The organism is Micromonospora sp. WMMD980 (genome assembly GCF_029626035.1).
Lineage (GTDB): Bacteria > Actinomycetota > Actinomycetes > Mycobacteriales > Micromonosporaceae > Micromonospora.
On sequence record NZ_JARUBE010000003.1, the window covers coordinates 5,188,357 to 5,207,026 of the forward strand.

An 18,670-nucleotide genomic window follows, 5' to 3' on the forward strand; every position below is an offset into this window, starting at 1 on the left:
GTGTCGCTGGCGCGCGTGCGCGATACCAGCCGCCGCGATGTCGCGCGCCGTGCCGCTTGCAGCCATGTCAGGGGGTGAGTCGCTGCCCGGCGTCAGGGTTGCGCGACGATGCGGCGCACGGCGGCGAGTTGGCCGGCCCAGGCGGACAGGCGGCTGATCTTGACGACGTCGCCGGTGTGGGGGGCTTGCACGATGAGCCCTTGGCCGAGGTACATGCCGACGTGGCCTGGACGCTGCGCGCTGCCGCGGCTGCCGGGGATGAACAGCAGGTCACCGGGACGCAGGTCCCGGTAGTCACTGACCGCGCTGCCAGCGTGGACCTGGTCGGCGGTGGTGCGGGGAATGCCGATGCCTGCGTTGCGGTAGGCCTGCTGCATCAGCGATGAGCAGTCGCACTGGCGCCGGGAGATGCCGGAGTGCGGGTCGGTGCAGTCCCCGCCGAACGTGTAGGGCGAGCCGAGTTGCTTCAGGGCCCATCCGATGGCGGTGGCCACCTGCGGCGGGGTGCCCGGTGGCAGGGTGAATCCGTCCGGCAGGGGTGCCTGGTCGGCGCCGGGTTGGCCGTCGCCGCCGTCGAACAGGCACAGCGGGTTGCTCATCGCCTGTTCCAGGTCGACGGTCACCGGTCCGGCGGGGGTGCCGCCGGCGAGGACGCGGACCAGGGCGATCGCGTCGTCTTCCCAAGTGGCGTAAGCGCCGGGGTAGGCGGAGCGCTGCACGGCCTGCGCCGCGTCGGTGAGCGCCATCGCCTGCCACCCGTCGACCGCGAACAGGGCGGTGTAGAACTTCCCGGCCGCGTACGCGGGGTCCTGCAACTGCGCGGCGGTGCCCCAGCCTTGAGAGGGGCGTTGTTGGAACAGTCCGACGGAGTCGCGGTCGCCGCCGGGCAGGTTGCGCAGGGTGGATTCCTGCATCGCGGTGGCCAGGGCGACGACCCAGCCTCTCGGTGGCACCTTCAGCCGTTCCCCGACGGCGACGATCGCCGCGGCGTTGCCGGTCTGCTCGCGGTCCCACCCGCCAACCCCGGCGGCGGGCGGGGATGTGGCCAGGGTGGGCAGCAGCGGCTGCCCGTCCGGGCCGAGGGCCGTGTAGCAGCCGGCTGAGGCGCTGCCGCCTCCGGTGAACAGGGCGCCGATCCCGCCCGCGCAGAGCACCAGCACGACGATCACCGCGGCGGCGACCATGCCGAGCGCGCGGGTGCTCATCGTAGTGCCGATGCTGGTGGTGGCGGCTCGCTGCCGCTGATCCTGCCCGCGGTGGCGTCGTCGGTGCTCAGGCAGCTGACCAGCGGGTAGACAGCGGTGGGGGTTCCGTCGCCGGTGTGCACGATGATGGTGTCGGTGACGGCGTCGATGAGGTAGATCCATTCGACGTCGAGGTGCGCGGCGTGGCACAGCGGGAACACGGTGACCGGCTCCGGCGGGTCTACCGTCACGCCGTCGCTGGTGGAGGCCAAGGTGACGCCGACTCCTGGCACCGGCTGCTGGCCGGCGAAGTGGGAGCTGGTGGCCGCGGTGGTGTCCTCGTCGAGATGCTCCCAATCGTTGGCGAGGATCGTGGTGATCAGCGCGGCGGTGTCGTGGTGGGCGTGGGTGGCCCAGATCGCGGCGAGGGTCGGCAGGATGTTGGATGGGTATCCGTCGTAGTGCACGATTCTCGCGTGCACGAGGGTGGGGTTGTCAGGGTGGATGGCGCCGATGCAGCAGGTCGTACTCACGGACAGGCTCCTTCGCAGGCAGGTGAGGACTTGGTGGCGTTTTGACATGGGGCAGGGTTCGCGGCAGGCGGGAGGCTGGGCCAGGTGCGCAAGCCGTAGACGGGTTCGGTGGTTTCGCTCGATCCGCGGCGCAAGCAGCAGGGCGCAGAGTTTCCGCCGCAGGCGGCCATCGGTATCGGTGGTTTTGTGACAATGGCCTCGCGCACGGCGCAGCGGACCTGGCACCTGATGGATCCGCCGGCGGGTCCGCGTCGGCTGAAGGTTGGTTCGGTCCGAATCGCCTTGCCGGCGCCGATGAGTTTGTCGGCGCGGAGCTGCTCCCAGTCGTGGGCGGATGAGCGCGGCGGTGTGGTGGGCCCAGATAACGGTTAGGGCCGGCAGGGTGGCGTCCGGATGGCCGTCGGCCGGATACGTAGCGGACTCGCAGTGGGCGCCGGCGTGCACGCGACCGCCGCCTTTGGTGGTTGGCGGTGGCCGCGTCGAGGGCGTCGCGGTGGTGGCGGCGGATGGACGTGTCGTGGGGCGGAGGTGGTCAGCACCGATCACCGCACCTCGCAGAGGGCCCTGACGGCTGCTGTCCGGTGGAGCCGACGGTGGCGGTTAGCAGCGCGACCAGGCCGGTGCGGGTGGCGGGGGTGTCGGCTGGGCCGGGAGTGTCGTCGACGAGGATGAAGGGGCGGTCGTCGTCGAGCGGGTGGGTGAGTTGGTAGCCGCGCTGATCGATGTCGACGGCGTCGACCCGTCGTACCAGTGCGGGGCGGCCGTCGCGCAGGTCGATGTCGTGGTAGCAGACGGCCCAGGCCAGCAGCCGCACGTCCGGGGCGGTGGCGCGGGCCCGGGCGAGCATCGTCTGCAGGATTTTCTGGTACGGGGTGACGGTGCCCGGGTCGCGCAACTGCTCGGCCAGGCGGTGTAGCAGCGCCGGGAGGCCAGCGGGATGCGCGAGCAGGTCTTCGGGGTGCAGGGGGAACTCCAGGCTGCGCATCTTGCGCCGTCGTGGCAGGGCTGGGTTGAGGGGCCAGTCGTGGATGAGTAGCAGGGTCGCGGTGTCGCCCCAGCCGAGGTGCGCGGCGTCGGCGTCGGCGTCTTCGAGGCAGGCGGTGAGGGTGCGGACAGCGTTGTCGGACAGCACGGTGGTCTCCCATCTGGAGGGGTAGCAGTGAAGGGACCCCGCGGCCTGGGCGGCTGCGGGGTCCCTTCACGGGTCGGGGCTCGGAGAGGGAGGGCGGTCAGTGCTGCTGGCGAGCGCGGCTGCGCACGGTCGGGGTGCGGTGGGGCAGGTACTCGCGTACCCGGCCGGTGGTGACCTTGGCTTCGTACATGGCGCTGTCGGCCTGACTGAGCAACTGGCGGGGGCCGACGGCCGAGTGATGGCTGTGAGTGTGGGTATGGCCGACCGAGGCAGTCACGTGGAGGTCGCCGTTGACGACGCGGATCGAGTGGGCGGCGATGGCCTGCCAGGCGGCGTGAGCGGCGGCTTCGGTGGCCGCGCGGTCACCGGTGACGAGCAGCGCGAACTCGTCGCCGGACAGCCGGGCTGCGAGGATCGGACCGGCCAGGCTCGACAGCCGGCGACCGACGTGATTGAGCACGTCGTTGCCGGTTTCGTGATTGAGGGTGTCGTTGACGGTCTTGAAGTCGTTGAGGTCGAGCAGCACGACCCCGGTCGGGATGTTGTCGTTGAGGGCGGCGCGGAGGCGGTCGAGGAACAGCCGCCGGTTCGGCAGGCCGGTGACGTCGTCGTGGTGGGCCATCCAGCGGACCTTGGTCAGGATCCGCTGTTGCCGTGCGAGCACGGGGATGGCGAGGGCGAGGCCGGCGAGCACACCGCCGAGGGCGGTGGCGAGGTGGTGCATCATGGAAGACGCTCCTTTCGTGAGAAGGAGCACCGGGGGCGGGCGGGTCAGCCGTCAAACTTCTCCGCCCGCCTCCGGGCTACCTCGAGGCAGGGCTGGTTACGGGGTGGTGGCGAGTTGGAAGGTGGCGTACTTGTCGTCGGTGCGGATGGCCTTGCCGGCGATGACGAGCTTGTCGGCGGCGTTGGCGACCGCCCCAGGGCTGGCCTTGCGGGCGTCGGTGCCGGCGTTCGCGGCATCGATGAGCCTGCACAGCTCACCGGTCTTGAATGCCTGGTCGGGGCGCGCTTCGAGGACGTCGAGGACCGCGGCCCGCAGTGACCCCTTCGCCCGGCGAGGATGCCCGCCCGAGGCGTTGCTGGGCTGTGTGTCCGCCTCGGGTGGGGCGGCGGGGTCGGTCGCCGGTGTCTGATCGTCGGTGTCTCCCGCCGGGTCGGTGGCGATCCTCGACGCGCCGGGCGCAGGCTCCTCCTCGTCAGGCGCGGGCGGGCGGTCGACGGTGGGCGGCGGATCAGCCGGTGGAGCCGGCGGCGTGAGCGAGGTGTCGTCCACGTCGGCGTGCTCGACCTCGCCGGCCAGCGGCGTCTCGCGGGGCGCGCTGTCGGCGGAGGCATCCGCTCCAGTGGCATCGGTGGGCCTGTCGGCCGGGGACGGGGTGTCGCTGTCGCGGGTTGGTGGCGGCGCCGCGGAGGCGGCGCCGACGGTGGCGTGTCCGGCGTCGGTGAGCCGCCATACAGCGCGCTTGCTGTCGGTGTGCACCCGTTCGGCCTGCCCGGTCGTCTCCCAGGCACGCAGTTTCGCGGTGGCGGTGGAGTAGGCCAGTCCGGCTTTATCGGCGACGGCGGCGGCGGTGTCCTCACCGAGTTCGGCGAGCGCGGCGAGGACCTTGAACATCGCGTGCGGTGCGGTTGGCTCCGGTGCGTCGGTCATGGACGGTGTCCCTTCTGTGAGATGGGGGTCAGCACTGATCCACGCTTCGTTCGCGCCGTGGATCAAGTGCGATTCACGGTTTCGTGGAATCAGTGCGCCGCGTGTCGGCGCGGACGCGGCGGCCAGGTCGCGATCGGCGGCCCGGCTGGAGTTCGTAGGCTCTGATCGGACGGCGCGCGCCGGGTTAGCGGCGGCGGGGGCGCACACGGCCGTGCAGGGTGGTGAGGTGCAGCCGCAGTCGGTCGTGAAGCGGCATGGCGACGGCGGGGACTATGTGCCAGTGCCACCGGTCGATGCCAAGGGGGTAGCAGCCGTCGTGGTCGGGGTGGCAGCGGTCGTCGACCGCAACGCGAGGGTGGCCGCCGCTGTCGGTGTCTTCGAGCAGCACGGCGGTGGCGCCGTAGAAGCGGACGAGTGGGTGCTCTCCGGGCATGGTTGCCGCGCGCCAGGGGGCGGTGAGGTCGGCGGTGAGGTGCCGCACGGTGCGCGGGTGCAGCCGGCAGATCAGGAGGCCGTCCTCACCCAGGACGTGGTCCCGCGCGATCAGCGCCGGATAGCAGCGGGCGTTCAGTCGTGCAGCGGTGACCATCGCCGGCCGCCACCGCGCATGCGGTCCGAGGGTGTCGGCGTGGTGGTCGTAGGCCTCGATGTGGCTGGTGTCGAGGACGGCGCCGGGCCAGGTGTCGGTGTCGATGGCCAGCCAGTGATGGTCCAGGGCGGCGGCGGCGCGGAGCACGTCGATGGGTCGACGCCCGTCGCAGCCGGGGTGACGCAGCGGCAGGTACAGGTCTTCTGCGGGGTCGGGGGCCTCGTCGACGTGCCGCACGGCGCGGCCGTGGGCGGCATGCTCGTCCCCGTCGTCGGTGTGCCAGGTCGGCACTCCGTTGGAGCGCAGGTGTCCGTCGGCGCCGACGCGGCGCAGGGTCAGGGCGGGGGTGTTGTGCTCGCCGGCCATGAGTTGGGCGCGGGTGAGGTGGTGGGTGGTGCAGGCGAGGGCGTGCTCGGCCAGGGGCAGCACGTCTTCGACACGGAACCACAGACGCTGAGACATGGTGAGGGAACCTCCTTGAGAGGGGAAGGGGGTGGGAAGAGGAACAGCGCGGCCTGTTTCAGGCCAGGAGGTGGCGGCGCCCCATGCCCGGGGCGCCCGGCCGGTGGTGGGACGCCGGTTCGCGCGCCTCGCCGGAGGGTGAGACGCGATGGGCACGACCTGGAATGAGGGCCAGGTCGAGCGCTGGAGGCTGCGCTTGATGCCGGGACGGCACGACAGCTGCGTCCGACGCGCCGTCCGGGTTGGTGACGACGTCACAGTGCTTGCGTGCAGGCGGTGTCGCCGGCCCGGGCGGCAGCACCTGGTCTCGCGGTTGCTCGGGGGTAGGTGACGTGGCCTCGACCAGGTGAGGTCGTTGCCGGCTTGGGTGGTCAGCCCCGGTGCGGACGGGCGAGCTTGCGGACGCCGATGATGCAGCCGTTCAGGTCGCGGACGGTGTCGTGGCAGACCAGCAGGTCCTCGCGGCTGGTCGCGGCAAGTCCGACGACCAGGGACACCAGGTAGTAGGTGCCCGGGAGCGGCGGTGGCAGTGGCGGAAAGTCGTGGTGGGCCGCGCCGTAGGCGACGCGCTCGACGGGGACGTCGAGGTCGAGGTGCTCGGGTCCGAGGACGTGTTGTCCCAACCGGGCCGGCTGGTGTGCCGTGCTGGTGGGGACCACGCGTAGTGGGGTGACGCTGCCCGGCTCGATGCGATCCGGGGTGTCCTCGGGGAAGACGCGCACCGGGTGCGGCGTCAGGTTGACGATCTCCGTCATGGGCAGGTGCCTCCTGTCGTGGTTGCGGTTGGCTGACGAGGTCCCATGGTGGGCAGGATCGCGTCAGTGCAGCGGGGTCGGCGGCAGGTCGCGAGAAACCCTTCGCGGCCTCGGCTTGTGCGCTCGTGGCGGGCGGCGACCCTGCGCTCAGGTGCGGGCCGCGGTGAGCAGGCGTCGTAGGTTCACCGCGATGGAGCCGGCCGATGCCCGGACGTGGGGATCATCGGCCGTGGTGTGGACGGTCTGCGCTCCGCGTAGGCGCAGCAGTTGGTAGAAGCGGCCGTCGATGTCGTAGGCGCTGATCGCCCGTACCGGGACGCCGTCGGGGTCGACGGGCAGGCCGCGGGCGGTGGCGGTGCGGTGGGCGGCGTCGCTGGTGTCGAATCCTTCGGCGAGGAACGCCATCGCGATCACGGGGCCGATCTGCGCGCGGGTCCAGTCCCGCAGTTGTGGGGCTCTGACGGTGGTCAGGGTGTCGGTGACGGCTTCCAACCCGATCCAGTACGGCAGGGTGATGCGGCTGCCGGGGACGGCGAGCAGCCGCCACACGTCCTCGTCGATCGGAAGTTCCTCGACGTCGACGCTGCCGACGTTGGTGTGGGCGGTGGCGTCGATGAGGGCGAGCACCTCGGGGAAGTTGCCCCAGCCGCGTGTTTCGGCGAGGGCTTCGACGGCGGTGAGCGCCTTGACGACGAGGGTGCCGCGGTGCTCGGGCTGCATGGGCTTCCTCCAGGTCTGTTCAGGGATGGGTGGGAGACTGCTTGCGCTGGCATGCGTTGGCGCCGCAGCGGCACGCCCGTTGTCCCTCGGGATGGAGAGGGGTGGGCGTGCCGTGCGATCGCGGGGGTGGTGTCAGGTGCGGGAGCGCAGGTGACGCTGGCGGCCGACGCCGGCGGTGAGCGTGTGCGGGTCGACCACGAACACGGTGGCGCCGTCGGTGTGGCCGGCTCTGATGAGGTCGATCAGCTGCGCCTCGCTGTCGTGCAGCAGCGGCAGGCCCCACGCATCCGCTCTGTCGGGCAGGCGGACGCCGGGCGCGGTCAGTGACCTGCGCGCCAGGGCCATCGAGGGCATCGGGTCGTGCAGGGCGTCGCCGCCGTTGCTGGCCAGCCACGCCATGCCGCGGAGGCGGAACAGTCGCAGCGCCGGTTCGGCGCTGCCGTTGTCGCTGGCCCCGTGGCGGGTGTGAATGTTCCAGTCGCAGAGGACGGCGTGTTGGGCGTGGGCGGCGACGGCGGGCAGGTCGAAGTACAGGAAGCGGGACATGCTGCTCCTTCCACTAGGTGCGGGGTGGGCCGGCGGGCAGCACACCTGCCTCAGGTATCGAGGTGAGGTGTGCTGACCCGTCCGGTTGATCTGCCGCGGGGTGCGGGCAGATCGTGTGGTCCCCCGGGGTTGCCGGGGGTTGGTGGCCGTGCGAGGTTGCGGCTACGGCGTTTGCAGGTCGATGGCGAAGATCTGCTGGGTGTGGTGCAGGTTCTGCAGGTGCCGGTACGCCTGGTGCAGGTAGGTGATCCGGTCGGCGAGGTACGCGCTGGCCGGGGTCAGCTGGGTGCCGTCCTCGGTGAGGAGGGCGTCGGTGCACAGCGCCCAGAGGGCGCGGTAGTTGGCGTAGGCGGCGGCGCCGGCCTGGAACATCTCCAGGTCGTCGGTGGTGAGCTGCCCGGCGGTGGTGGCCGCGGCGTTGTGCAGGCGCATGGCGTGCACGCGCGGCTGGCGGTGGAACTCGGCGCTGGCGACGTCGAGTGGGTAGTCCGACGGGTCGCTGAGGTGTCGTTGCAGGAACACCGGCCACGGCGTGGCGGGGCGGGTGCCGGCGACGACGTGGTTCCACTGTTGGTGGCGCAGCATGGCGCTGACGTGCGCGCCTTCGCGCATGCCGGTGAGGTCGAGCAGGCGGATGGGGCCGCCGGCGCAGCACTGCGGGCCGGTCTTGGCCTTCTGCGCGTCGATGAGCTGGCGGCGTTGCCACGCCCAGATAGCCGGGGACGCCCAGAGGCGGCGGCAGCTGGTGCCGGAGACGCCGAAGTGGCGCTCCAGGTTGCGCACGCCGGTGTGCAGGGTCGCGGCGAGGTCGTCGCTGACGCAGACGATCATCTGGCGGATGAGAGCCTGCGGCACGACCTGGGGCCGCGGGGTGCTCTGCTGGGGCGTGTTGGCCCGGGCGGTGAGTCGTTGCACGCGGCTGCCGTGGCGGGTCAGCGCGGTGCCGTTGTTGTTGGACATGGAGCCTCCTTCAGGGTTGGCGTCGTGGGGGCACGACGGTGGCCCGGCCCACCGGGTACGTGGGTCGGGTGATCGACGGAGCAGGGATGTGCGGGATTGACCGTGTCCACCGGGTGCGTGGAGCGGGTCGGGAGGTGGTGCGGTGGCGCGGGGTGGTTGGTGCGACCTCGGGGGTCGCCGCGCGGTGTGCTGCCGACCGGCGTGAGCGGGTGGGCGGGGCGCACCGGGTGGGTGCGGCGATGATCCTGGGAGGTGGGACCGAACCGGGTGAAGCGATATATGGGGTTGTGTTAGTGCCGAAACGGTAGCCCTTCGCACTCACAACGCCAGCAGGCGCCGTTCACGCCGGATTTGCGGGTTGACCTGCGGTGTGAGAGATCAACTGTCGGTGAGGGCGGCGCGGTGTGGGTCGGTGTGAGTCGTTGTGAGTGGCGGGCCCGCCCACACCCGCCCGGCCTGCGGCCGTCCCCGCCCTGGCCGTGGTGGTGGCGGGCGGGCGGGGTGACCTGCGGTGTGAGCGGTTGTGAGCGAGCCGGCGGGCGGTCAGCCGTCGTCGGGGTCGGTGAAGTGGTGGGGGTTGGTGGCGGTGTCGGGGCCGTGGTCGCTGGGCAGCTCGTGCAGCCAGCGGCGTGAGCCGGGGTCGGAGGCGAGGGTCCAGGCGGGCCCGGCGGGGTGTTCGTGGTGCAGGCCGGTGGCTACCGGCATGACGGTGGGCACGCCGGCGAGGGCGTCGAGGAGGTTGGCTTCGCGTCGGCGGTTGGGCACGCGCAGCAGGACCGGGTAGCGGGGTCCGAACTGGGCGAGGCGTTCGTAGGCGCGCAGCTTGCCCAGCACGGTGCGCAGCGGCTCGGTGTTGTTGTCGTGTTCGAGGAAGAAGCCGACGGTGCGGCCGGCGGCGCGCCAGATGCCGTGGCCGTCGGGTCGCACGCCGGCGATGGCGTAGGCGGCGGAGGCGTGCTGCTCGGACCACCAGCGCAGGAGTGTGGCGTCGGGGTCGGCGCGGGTGTAGGCGTGCAGGTCGATGAAGAGTTGGTTGGTACCGAGCAGGTGGTTCATTCGGCCGCTGCCGATGATGCGGTGGGCGCGTTCCACGCTGGTGCGGGGGGCGGGGGCATCAGGCCGCAGCGGGTCACTGTAGGCGCGGGGGTGCACGTCGACGCCGAGCGGGCCGAGGGTGTAGAGGTACTGGTCGGTGCCGGTTCGGAGGTCCCCGAAGCGGTGCACGGCCTCGTAGCGGTGTAGGGCGGCCAGGCGCAGCAGCGCGGAGCGTTTCGAGGGGAACAGGGCGGCGGCGATCTGGTCGGCGGAGAGCAGGTAGTGCTCGGCGAGCCAGTCCAGCAGGTCGTGGTCGCGCAGGGTCAGCAGCCGCAGGCGGGCCAGCCGCTCGTCCTTGCTGAGCCGGCGAGGAGGTGGGGTGGGTCGAGGGTCGGACGGGTCGGGTTCGGGAGTGGGTGAGTGGCGGGACATGGGAGTTCTCCTCAGGGAGAGTAGAGAGGAATCCCCCTCCTTTCAGGAGGGAGTCTGGAACTGTCACCGCCGCTGAGCGGCGGTGGTCACCGGCGGCGTGCTGCGGTGACGGGCCGACCGGCTGGCGCGATCAGCGGCGACGGCGGTTAGGGGTGGTGAAGGCGCGGCGAAGACCGCAGCGAAGGTGCTACCGAAGCCCTCACCTGGGCGAGGGTGTCGCCGGAGCGAGGGTGTGACTCGGTCGAGTGGTAGCAGGGTCAGCGGCGTTGCCGGCGAGCCCGCTCCGCGTCGGACGCACCGCCCCCACGGGCGTCGGCGGCGTCTTTCTTCGGACGGGAGTACTGCTCGACGAGGGCGTCGATGGCACTCTTGTCCTGGGGCAGGACCTTCTCCGCGGCCACCTCCCGAATAGCGGTGGCCTCGCCGACGACGGGCTTCGGGGCGCGGGTACGCATGGTGAATGCGGGTGTCTGGCGGCCGTCGGCGACCAGGCGGGTCGCGGTGGTGTAGGCGTCGAGGTGGGTGAGGTCGTGCTCGTCGAGTTCGGGAAGGGTGTGCCGGGACAGGACGCGGGCGTCCTCGGGAGCGCAGGAGAAGTACACCTTGTTGCGGGCGTTGGCCGACGCGGCGGCGAGGAGGTCTTTCGGGAACTGGGCGAGGTCCTGGTGCGACAGGACCAGTGATAGCCGGTACTTGCGGGCCTCGGCGAGCATCGTGTCGAGGCTGTTGGCGAGGGTGAGGAAGTTCTGCGCCTCGTCGATGATCAGGGTGGCGTCGCGGCGCTGATCGGGGTTGAGGCGGGCGCGGGCGGTGGCAGCCTGCCACACCTGCGCCAGGATCAGCGACCCGAGCAGTTTGCTGGTGTCCTCCCCGAGTTGACCTTTGGGGATGCGCACGAGCAGGGCGCCGCCGTCGAGGACATTGCCCATGTCGAAGCTCGACTTGGGGTATTGCATGGTGCGTTTGACGAAGTCGCGCAGCAGGAAGGAGCGCAGCCGGGCGAGGACCGGGCCGATGACCTGGGAGCGCAGGGCGGGGTTGAGCTCGTCATACCACTGCCAGAAGCCGTGCAGGCCGGCCGGGTCGTCGAGGTTGACGGTCATCGCGGAGCGGAACTGCGCCGAGTTGAGCAGCGGCGGGATGTGTTGCAGGGTGACGTTGGCGTGGCGCAGCAGGGTCAGGCAGGCCACCCGCATGACGTCGTCCATGCGGGGCCCCCACGCCTTGGCGAAGATGTTGCCGAAGATCGACACGAGGTTGTCGACGACGAGGTCGTGGTCGTCGCCCTCGAGGGGGTTGATGGTGGGCGGGTTGGGCTGGTCGGGGTCGAACAGCACGACCCGGTCGGCGACGTCGGCGGGTAGCCGGTCGAGGATGTCCAGGACGAGGTCGCCGTGCGGGTCGATGACGACGGTGCCGCGGCGGGCTTTGATGTCGTCGACGGCCATGTTCACCAACAGGGTCGTCTTGCCGGAGCCGGTGGAGCCGATCACATGCAGGTGATACCTCGAATCCGGCACGGACAGGCCGACGGTGTGCCCGCCCATCTGCGCGTCGCCGAGGACCTTCGCTGCGCGTCCGCCGGTGGTGACGGCGACCGGGGCGGGCATGGACTTGGCGCGTGCCCGGTCCAGGCCCGGCACCGCGAGGTCTTGGGGTAGCGCGGCGAGCGCGGCCAGCTCGGGGGCGCTGGTGAGGAACCCGGCGCCGAGGTGCCGCTGTGCCAGCACCGCGACCGGGTGGGGCATGCGGGCGCGGTGGGTGAGTCGGTTGCGGGCGGAGTACACGGCGAACGCGGAGGCAATCGTGTCGGCGAGGCCGCGCAGCCGGGGCCGCTGGTCGGTGTTGGCGCGGCCGGTGTCCTTGGCGACGGCGTAGCGCACGGCGGTCTCCCACAGCGGGTGGGCGCTCTTGTCGAGGATGGCGCGCACATCGCGTTCCACGCTCGGGTCCCGCCGTGCCGCCGGCGTTGCGCGACTGGTGCCGGAGGGGCGCCCGGGTAGGAACGCCTCGATGAGCCACAGCAGCGGCGCGGCCGGATTGATGGTGGGCAGGGGGGTCTTGCCGTCGCGTAGCCGTCTGGCGGCGCGGCGGGCCCGTGCGGCGCGGCGTGCGGCGGCGGGGCGGGCGAGGATCTGCACGCAGGCGTGCTCGTCGGCGCGTAGGCTCGACCCGGCCGACATCAGCGCGCGCAGCGGGTCGGTGTCGTGGTCGTCGCGCAGCGGCAGCCACTCGGCGGCGACGGGCAGCAGGTGCCCGCCCACGGCGGCCGTGTCGGCGGAGATCGGCGGGCCGGGGTCGTCATCGGTGGTGCAGGCCGCGCCGGGCCACGCGGCGCGCACGGCGGCCTCCACGGCGCCGGGTGGCACGGTGCCGGGCACCCACACGCTGATCAGCAGCCGCCGCCCGGTCCACGTGTACTGCCACACCACGTGCGGGCAGCCGTACAGGATTCGGCGGCGCCGCGAGGGTGTGAGGGTGCCGGCGAGGTTGGCCCATAGGGCGGCGCTGCTGCGCGGGTCGACCTCTGGGGGCGGTGCGATGGTGATCAGGCGGGCGCCGTCGGCGTGACGGCGGTGCCGCCATGACGCGTGCAGGTTGCGGGCGGCGATGGAGCCGATGAGCGCGCCGGCGGCGACGGCGAGCAGCCACGGCCGCGCCGCCGCCCATCCGGCGGCGTCGAGGACCCATCGGGTGAGCCCGGCGGGCGGCGCGATGCCGGGCACGCTCGGCGTCGGGCCGGAGCTGGGGGTGGGCAGGTGCGTGAGGGACGGGGTCACAGCTCCTCCTCGTCGGTGAGCGCGGCGAGGTCCTGCGGACGGGTGGTCGCCAGGCGGTGTTCGGTGTCGGAGGCGATCGCCTCGAAACGTGTCCGGTTCGCGCCGGCGATGAGCAGGCCGGTGCCGACGCGGGCGGCGAGGAGCAGCCGCCGTTCCCCGGCGGTGAGTCCGAACGCGTCGCCGACGGCGTCGATGGCCTGGGGGGCTTGTTTGAGCAGCACCTGGGTGGCGGCATTGGCGACGACGGCCTGCCCGAGGTCGGTGCCCAGGACGTCGGCGACGTCCTGGGTGACCACCGCGAGCCCGGCGTGGCGTTTACGGGCGGCCTTCGACATGCGGAACAGGAACTTCGCGCCTTCGCCGTCGCGCATGAGCAGCCACGCCTCGTCGACCACGACCAGCCGGCGCGTCGCCGCCTGGCCGGGGGCGTCGACGCGCCGCCAGATCGCGTCGAGGGCCAGCAGGGTGCCGACGGTGCGCAGCTCGTCGGGAAGCTGCCGCAGTGACCACACGACCAGGTGCCCGTCGAGGCGGATGGTGGAGGGTGCGTCGAACAGCTGAGAGAACGAGCCGTGCACCCACGGGGCGAGGCGGGCGGCGAGCTGCCCCGACGCCGGGTCGGTGTCGGCGTCGAGGCAGGCGGTGAGGTCGCGTAGCAGCGGGGCGGGCCGGTGGTGGGTGGCGGGGTCCGCGGTGATTCCGGCGTTGCGGTAGACGGCCAGGATCGCCCGGTCCAGGGCGGCGCGTTCGGCCGGCGGTGGCTGCTGGCCGAGCAGCACACCGATGAGGGTGTGTAGGAACAGCCCGCGGCGGGTCAGCACGTCGGGACGGCGGTCCCCGGCCGGCAGGTCGAGGGGGTTGATCTTCACGCCGGGTGCGCCGAGGCGTACGACGGAGCCGCCGACGGCGTCGGCCAACCGGAGGTATTCGTCTTCGGGGTCGATGACGGCGACCTGCACCTGCTGGTAGAGGTTGCGCAGGATCTCCAGCTTCACGAAGTAGGACTTCCCGGCGCCGGAGCGGGCGAGCACGATGCTGTTGTGGTTCTCCTGCGCCCAGCGGTCCCACCACACGATGCCCTGGGAGTCGGGGTTGACGCCGTAGAGCACGCCGCCTTCGGCAGCTGGGTCGCCGGGCAGGGGCGCGGGTAGGTCGGCAGAGGCGAGGGGAAACGCGGCGGCCAGTGCCTGGGTGTCCATTGTGCGGCGCATCTGCAGGCTATCGGTCGCCAGCGGCAGGGTGGTGGTCCAGCCGGCGAGGTGCCGCCAGGTCGCGGGTTGCACCTCGATCAGCGTGGACGCGGCGGCTGCTTTCACCTGGGCGCAGGCGGTGAGGAGTTCGTCTTCGGTGCGGGCGTGCACGGTCAGGTACAGGCCGACGCGGAACAGTTTGGCCTGCCCGCGGGCGAGGCGCCCGGCGAGGTCGGCGGCGTCTTCGGCTGCGGCGTCGGTGCTCGGGTCGGTGAGTTTGCCGGCGGCGTGGTCAGAGCGGCGGCTGGACTCGAAGCGGGCACGCTGATTGCGTAGCCGGGTCGCTGCGATCGGGGCGGGTAGCGGGTCGATGTGCAGCGCCAGGTCGAGGCGGCCCGGCCACGACAGCAGCGGCTCCAGCCAGGCGTGGCCCACCTCGGCGGGGTAGCCGGTGACCACGAGGGTCGCGGCGTAGCCGTCGCCGACGCGCAGCATCCGCGGCGTCACCTCCACGGCGGCGGGAGCGACGGTGCCCGCCAGCGACGAACGCTGGCGGGCACCGGTGTCGGCGCGGGATCGGCTGCGGAGTCTCATCGGGAGCCCTTCCCTGGTCGTGGCGTGGTGGGGCCGGTGATAACGGCGTCCGGGGCGGCGAGGCCGCCGGGGCGCGAGGGCCGGTAGGGGTCGGCCGCGGCGGCGATCGCCGCGGTGACCGCCGCCGCATCCAGCGCGCGGGTGGTGACCCCGAGACCGGACAGGGTGCGGGCGGTGTCGTCCGCGCTCCGCCGGGCCGCGTGCTCGCCCCGCTCGCCGGCGGTGGCGCGCGAGACGATGAGGACCTGGCGGCGCAGCGGGTCGCGGCGGGTGGCCAGGTCGTCGAGGAAGCGGGCGTGGTCGGCCGCGGCGTCTGCCAGAGCTGGATGCGCCATCTGCTCCACGGCCTGCGTGACAGCGTGGGCGGCGGAGCGTAGATCGACCGGCTGCGCCGACACGACGATCTGCGTCGGGGTGGACAGGCTGTTGAGCCAGCGGCCGAACACCTCGACCAGCGCTGCCTGCTCACCGGCGGTGCGCAGCGCCAGGTTGACGCTAGTCGCGGCGACCACCGCCGCTCGCGTGCCGCCCAGGTGGATCTCCCCGCCGTCGTCGATGGCGTCCGCGGGCAGCCTCAGCGGCGCCGGCACCATCACCCGGCTCGCCGGCGTCTGCACCCAGTCCGGCGTCATCGACGCCGTGTCCGTCGTTGACAGGGCGCGAGGGGCGCGGGCGTGCCGGACGGCTGCGAGCAGCCACACGTCCAGCGGCAGGCCGTCACGGCGGCCGACGGCGACGCCGAACACGAGACCGCCGACGATCACCGCGGCACCGAGGAGCACCGGCGCCGGCACGATGGTGTGCAGGCCCCGCCACGCGCCGTAGAGGCCGAGGGCGGCGACGGCGAGGATCGCGAGCTGACGGAAGGTCAACCCGTAAGCGACCTTGTCGGGCGCGTCGACGTCGGCGGGCATCCGCGCCCGCCCCGCCTCGTTCGCTTGGGTGTCGGCGTTCATCGGGTCACCGCCCGCACACCGCGTCGGAGGCCGGGCACCGCCCGGGTGGCCTGCTGCACGACGATCACCCGCACCGCGGCGCCGATCATGCTGGCCCCGCCGCCGCTGTTGCCGGCGCTGACGTAGCGGCGCATCATGTGCGGCACCCGCAGGGTGGTCCAGAGCATGACCATGACGACGAACAGGTTCAGCACTCCGCCGGGCTCGACGGGCAGGCCGAGAACGGGCAGCAGGTGCGCCGGGTCGGTGAGCATCCACTGCCCGGCGTAGAGGGTGAAGCCCTGCACCACCGGCACCGCCAGGACACCGGCGTAGGAGCGCCACCACATTCGCGCCAGCGGGTCGGTCTGCGGCAATGCGTGGCAGGCGAGCGCCAGGGGCGCGGCGGCGGTCAGGACCAGCACGACGGCGAAGCGGACGATCATGCTGAACGCGGTGCCGGCGAGCAGCACGGCGATGATCGCCACGCAGATCACGAACAGCAGCGCCGCGGTCTTGTCCTGCCCCGCGGCGATGTGGGTTTTGACCGCCCGCAGCGCGCCGTCGTGGTCGCCGCTGCCGGTGGTCAGCGCCGCGGTGAGAGCGTTGGCCAGCTCGATGAGCATGCCGCACCACAGTTGGGAGAAGTGGGCGGCGACGAACGCCACGATCAGGCGGGGCAGCAGGTCTTTGATCGTGTAGCGGGAGCGTTCGTCGCCGCCGGAGGTCATGGTGAGCACGCCGGCGGCGACGAAGGCCAGGACGAACACGGTGTCCACGACCCACACGGAACGTCCGGTGAGGGCCTGCACCTGCGGCAGGCCGGTGACGTTCGGGGTGATCAGCAGCGCGCTGCTGATCACCCCGAGCAGGGCGTCGAAGGTCGCGAGGATCGCGGTGGTGAGCCAGTCGAGGATCTGGCCGAGGACGAAGCTCACGGTCAGCCTCCGACGATGCCCTGGACGACTTCCAGCAGGACCGGGGCGAGCACGGCGAGGCCGTACCCGATCAGCGCGTTGCGCAGGGCGCCTCGGGCGCGGTCGACCTGCGCCGGGTCCCCGCCGGCGGTGGCCCAGTAGACGCCGGCGAGAACGAGAAACAGGGTGGCGAGCGCGGCGAGGATGCCGACCAGCCACAGCCGCAGGTTGGCGATCACCACCGGTAGGGAGTTCACTGCCAACGCGGGCACGCCCGTGTCGGCGTTCGCGGCGGTGGGCACGGACAGGAATAGCAGCGCCGAACCGGTCACCGCGGCGACGCGGCCGACCCGACGCAGGCTCAGACAGTGGATGAGGGCACGCGCGTGTGCCAGGACGCGGAACATGAAACGGTCACCTCCGGCCCCGCGGAGTGCGGGGCGGTCATCGGGTGGACGGGGTGGACCGCCGCCGCAGAACGGGTGTGGACGACGTCACGACGCACCGGTCGTCCCCAGGAGGAGCACGTCCTCCCTTGTCGGGTAGCGGTGTAGTCGATGAGGTGTCAGCGCACCGATCTGCGCGGCACCCGGGAACGTCCGTAGCGTCAGGCGCGACCGACCCATCGAAGGGCCCCCGTCCTGCGGCGGCGGGCGGAACCCTCCGCCGACGCCGGTCGGCGTGCGCAAAGGTCTCGCACTTATAAAGCCGCATTTGTGTGCTCCAGCGAACACCTGCCCCACTCACGGCAACTCACGTCCGCTCACGGCTCGCGCCGGCCGTCCAATTCTTTACCGCCGATGACCTGCGGATACGCGCTCACACGGGCACGGGCGGTGGCCTTACTAACGGCGGCAGGCCCGCGCGAGCCGACGCCACCCGCCGCGGCGGGGCCAGCGCCGTCGGCGGGGTACTCCCACGACCGTCCGCTGCACTCCTGGCAACTCACCACGCCGCCCCGCCCCGGCTTTCACACACCCGCTGAGCTGAGCATCTGCGCTCACAAGCACGCAGGCGGCGGCCGTTGCTGGTGGCATCGCGGCGCCTGAAGAGGGCGCTGACCTCGCCTGATCGCTGGGACGACGGATCCACCCTCATCGGTGAGAGGCCACCCTCGCCGTCGCGGTCGTGTCAGGCCAGACAATCGAACTCGGCCGGCCTGCGCGGGCGAAGGCGTCGAGACCCGCCCAGGTGTCCCCGGCCGGACCGCCGGGGTGCGAGGATCCGCGCGACTGCCCGGCGCCGTGACGATCAAGGGCCGATGCGAGCGGCGCCACGACCGCCAGCGGCGGGCTCCCGCACGAGTGTCACTGGCACGCCGTGCCCGGCATCATCGGCACCTGCCGCGACGGCCATCCCCGTGCACCCGGCATCCACATCCCGGACCCGCCGCACCCTGTCACAGGCATCCGTCATTTTCGATGTCATGGGATGGTGGCGCCGTGTCCAGGTCGCGTCGGCGACGGCAGTCCGGACACCGTCCACTGGCGCGTCCGGGCGGACGTGGTGCGCCCGTCCGGACGGCGTGACCGGCGCGCCGCCGTCGGGCTCCGTGGACACGTCGTGACGCCACCGCCTCGGCGGGGAGGGCACGCGGCCAAGAATGTCAAAGCCCAACTCAGGTGCCCTGCCGCGAAGAAACGTCATCAATGTGCGCGGATGCGGCGCTGTCGCTGCGTGACGTGCCGGCCTGACCGGCGAAGGTCAGCACGCGGGCAGCGCGGCGCCGCCGCCGCGCGACCGGTGAAAGTGGGCAGCGGCATGCACGCCCGTCATCGCCTGTGACACGGTGAGCAGGCCCTGGTGTCAGTCGACCGATGGCCACCTTCGCCGGCCGACCGCACACCACCGGCATCGACGTGTCTCGCTGACATGGACATCGGGTCACGGACGTGGCTTGCCGACTGGCGGCGGGATCTACGGCGGGTGCGACCGCGGCGAGCTGAGCGCCATCGGCGGGAGGCAGCCCGCTCAGGCGGCTGTCTGGTCGTGATGTCGCTCGGCGCGGCGAGGCGGGCGGTGCGCTGGTCGATCGGCTGCCGGTGACGCGAACCATTCCCGGCTGCCCCGCGTGCCCCTCATGGTCCTTATCAGGGCGCAGCCGTCGACATACGTCGGCAGCGGGCGAGGCGGCTGGGCGCACGCGGATCGTGGGTGGCCGCCGACGCGCTCGACGCCGGCCGCTGTGCGCGACGTGCGGTCGCGCGTGAGTCATTGTGAGTCGGTGTGAGTGTCGGTGAGTGGCGCGGCAA

General features: G+C 72.2%; 16 protein-coding genes. All 16 read right to left on the reverse strand.

Going from position 1 to position 18,670, the window contains the following annotated elements; all coding sequences use genetic code 11:
• Window positions 1-92: 92 nt before the first annotated feature.
• A complete protein-coding gene (locus tag O7618_RS24400; protein WP_278108455.1) occupies window positions 93-1,205 on the reverse strand; it encodes a C40 family peptidase in 1,113 nt (370 codons plus the stop codon).
• The gene (locus O7618_RS24405; RefSeq protein ID WP_278108456.1) at window positions 1,202-1,717 is read right to left on the reverse strand and encodes a hypothetical protein; all 516 of its coding nucleotides are present in this window, start codon (window positions 1,715-1,717) and stop codon (window positions 1,202-1,204) included. The genes O7618_RS24400 and O7618_RS24405 overlap by 4 nt, the downstream gene beginning before the upstream one ends.
• Window positions 1,718-2,249: 532 nt before the next feature.
• Window positions 2,250-2,849, reverse strand: coding sequence for a hypothetical protein (locus tag O7618_RS24410; RefSeq protein ID WP_278108457.1), 600 nt, complete (start codon window positions 2,847-2,849; stop codon window positions 2,250-2,252).
• A 97-nt stretch (window positions 2,850-2,946) separates the two neighbouring features.
• Window positions 2,947-3,573 (reverse strand): GGDEF domain-containing protein, encoded by a 627-nt coding sequence (locus tag O7618_RS24415; RefSeq protein WP_278108458.1) that lies wholly within the window; start codon window positions 3,571-3,573, stop codon window positions 2,947-2,949.
• Window positions 3,574-3,672: 99 nt separating this feature from the next.
• Entirely contained in the window at window positions 3,673-4,503 is an 831-nt protein-coding gene (locus tag O7618_RS24420; protein ID WP_278108459.1) for a MarR family transcriptional regulator, read from the reverse strand.
• Between the two features lie 184 nt (window positions 4,504-4,687).
• Window positions 4,688-5,554, reverse strand: a complete 867-nt coding sequence (locus O7618_RS24425) for a hypothetical protein (RefSeq protein ID WP_278108460.1) — start codon at window positions 5,552-5,554, stop codon at window positions 4,688-4,690.
• A gap of 371 nt (window positions 5,555-5,925) precedes the next feature.
• Complete coding sequence (locus O7618_RS24430; protein ID WP_278108461.1) at window positions 5,926-6,309, reverse strand: hypothetical protein; 384 nt, start codon at window positions 6,307-6,309, stop codon at window positions 5,926-5,928.
• Window positions 6,310-6,456: 147 nt separating this feature from the next.
• The gene (locus O7618_RS24435; protein ID WP_278108462.1) at window positions 6,457-7,029 is read right to left on the reverse strand and encodes a hypothetical protein; all 573 of its coding nucleotides are present in this window, start codon (window positions 7,027-7,029) and stop codon (window positions 6,457-6,459) included.
• 132 nt (window positions 7,030-7,161) lie between these two features.
• Complete coding sequence (locus O7618_RS24440; RefSeq protein WP_278108463.1) at window positions 7,162-7,575, reverse strand: hypothetical protein; 414 nt, start codon at window positions 7,573-7,575, stop codon at window positions 7,162-7,164.
• A gap of 162 nt (window positions 7,576-7,737) precedes the next feature.
• Window positions 7,738-8,535 carry a hypothetical protein gene (locus O7618_RS24445; protein ID WP_278108464.1) on the reverse strand — a complete coding sequence of 266 codons (798 nt, stop codon included), beginning with the start codon at window positions 8,533-8,535 and terminating at the stop codon, window positions 7,738-7,740.
• 543 nt (window positions 8,536-9,078) lie between these two features.
• Window positions 9,079-10,002 carry a replication-relaxation family protein gene (locus tag O7618_RS24450; RefSeq protein ID WP_278108465.1) on the reverse strand — a complete coding sequence of 308 codons (924 nt, stop codon included), beginning with the start codon at window positions 10,000-10,002 and terminating at the stop codon, window positions 9,079-9,081.
• Between the two features lie 257 nt (window positions 10,003-10,259).
• The gene (locus tag O7618_RS24455) at window positions 10,260-12,728 is read right to left on the reverse strand and encodes a DUF87 domain-containing protein (protein WP_278110135.1); all 2,469 of its coding nucleotides are present in this window, start codon (window positions 12,726-12,728) and stop codon (window positions 10,260-10,262) included.
• 50 nt (window positions 12,729-12,778) lie between these two features.
• On the reverse strand, window positions 12,779-14,566 hold the full coding sequence (locus tag O7618_RS24460; protein ID WP_278108466.1) for a DUF87 domain-containing protein: 1,788 nt from the start codon (window positions 14,564-14,566) through the stop codon (window positions 12,779-12,781).
• Window positions 14,563-15,522, reverse strand: a complete 960-nt coding sequence (locus tag O7618_RS24465) for a PrgI family protein (RefSeq protein WP_278108467.1) — start codon at window positions 15,520-15,522, stop codon at window positions 14,563-14,565. The genes O7618_RS24460 and O7618_RS24465 overlap by 4 nt, the downstream gene beginning before the upstream one ends.
• The gene (locus tag O7618_RS24470; protein WP_278108468.1) at window positions 15,519-16,439 is read right to left on the reverse strand and encodes a conjugal transfer protein TrbL family protein; all 921 of its coding nucleotides are present in this window, start codon (window positions 16,437-16,439) and stop codon (window positions 15,519-15,521) included. The genes O7618_RS24465 and O7618_RS24470 overlap by 4 nt, the downstream gene beginning before the upstream one ends.
• A 2-nt stretch (window positions 16,440-16,441) precedes the next feature.
• Window positions 16,442-16,825: a pilin gene (locus O7618_RS24475; RefSeq protein WP_278108470.1), complete on the reverse strand. Its 384-nt coding sequence runs from the start codon at window positions 16,823-16,825 to the stop codon at window positions 16,442-16,444.
• Between the last annotated feature and the right edge of the window lie 1,845 nt (window positions 16,826-18,670).

Bases quoted from the DNA above. Each gene is read 5' to 3' on its own strand.
- O7618_RS24440 (WP_278108463.1), bottom strand. From the start codon at position 7,575: ATGTCCCGCTTCCTGTACTTCGACCTGCCCGCCGTCGCCGCCCACGCC.
- O7618_RS24435 (WP_278108462.1), bottom strand. From the start codon at position 7,029: ATGCAGCCCGAGCACCGCGGCACCCTCGTCGTCAAGGCGCTCACCGCC.
- O7618_RS24465 (WP_278108467.1), bottom strand. From the start codon at position 15,522: ATGAACGCCGACACCCAAGCGAACGAGGCGGGGCGGGCGCGGATGCCC.
- O7618_RS24475 (WP_278108470.1), bottom strand. From the start codon at position 16,825: ATGTTCCGCGTCCTGGCACACGCGCGTGCCCTCATCCACTGTCTGAGC.
- O7618_RS24430 (WP_278108461.1), bottom strand. From the start codon at position 6,309: ATGACGGAGATCGTCAACCTGACGCCGCACCCGGTGCGCGTCTTCCCC.
- O7618_RS24415 (WP_278108458.1), bottom strand. From the start codon at position 3,573: ATGCACCACCTCGCCACCGCCCTCGGCGGTGTGCTCGCCGGCCTCGCC.
- O7618_RS24425 (WP_278108460.1), bottom strand. From the start codon at position 5,554: ATGTCTCAGCGTCTGTGGTTCCGTGTCGAAGACGTGCTGCCCCTGGCC.
- O7618_RS24420 (WP_278108459.1), bottom strand. From the start codon at position 4,503: ATGACCGACGCACCGGAGCCAACCGCACCGCACGCGATGTTCAAGGTC.
- O7618_RS24445 (WP_278108464.1), bottom strand. From the start codon at position 8,535: ATGTCCAACAACAACGGCACCGCGCTGACCCGCCACGGCAGCCGCGTG.
- O7618_RS24460 (WP_278108466.1), bottom strand. From the start codon at position 14,566: ATGAGACTCCGCAGCCGATCCCGCGCCGACACCGGTGCCCGCCAGCGT.
- O7618_RS24400 (WP_278108455.1), bottom strand. From the start codon at position 1,205: ATGAGCACCCGCGCGCTCGGCATGGTCGCCGCCGCGGTGATCGTCGTG.
- O7618_RS24450 (WP_278108465.1), bottom strand. From the start codon at position 10,002: ATGTCCCGCCACTCACCCACTCCCGAACCCGACCCGTCCGACCCTCGA.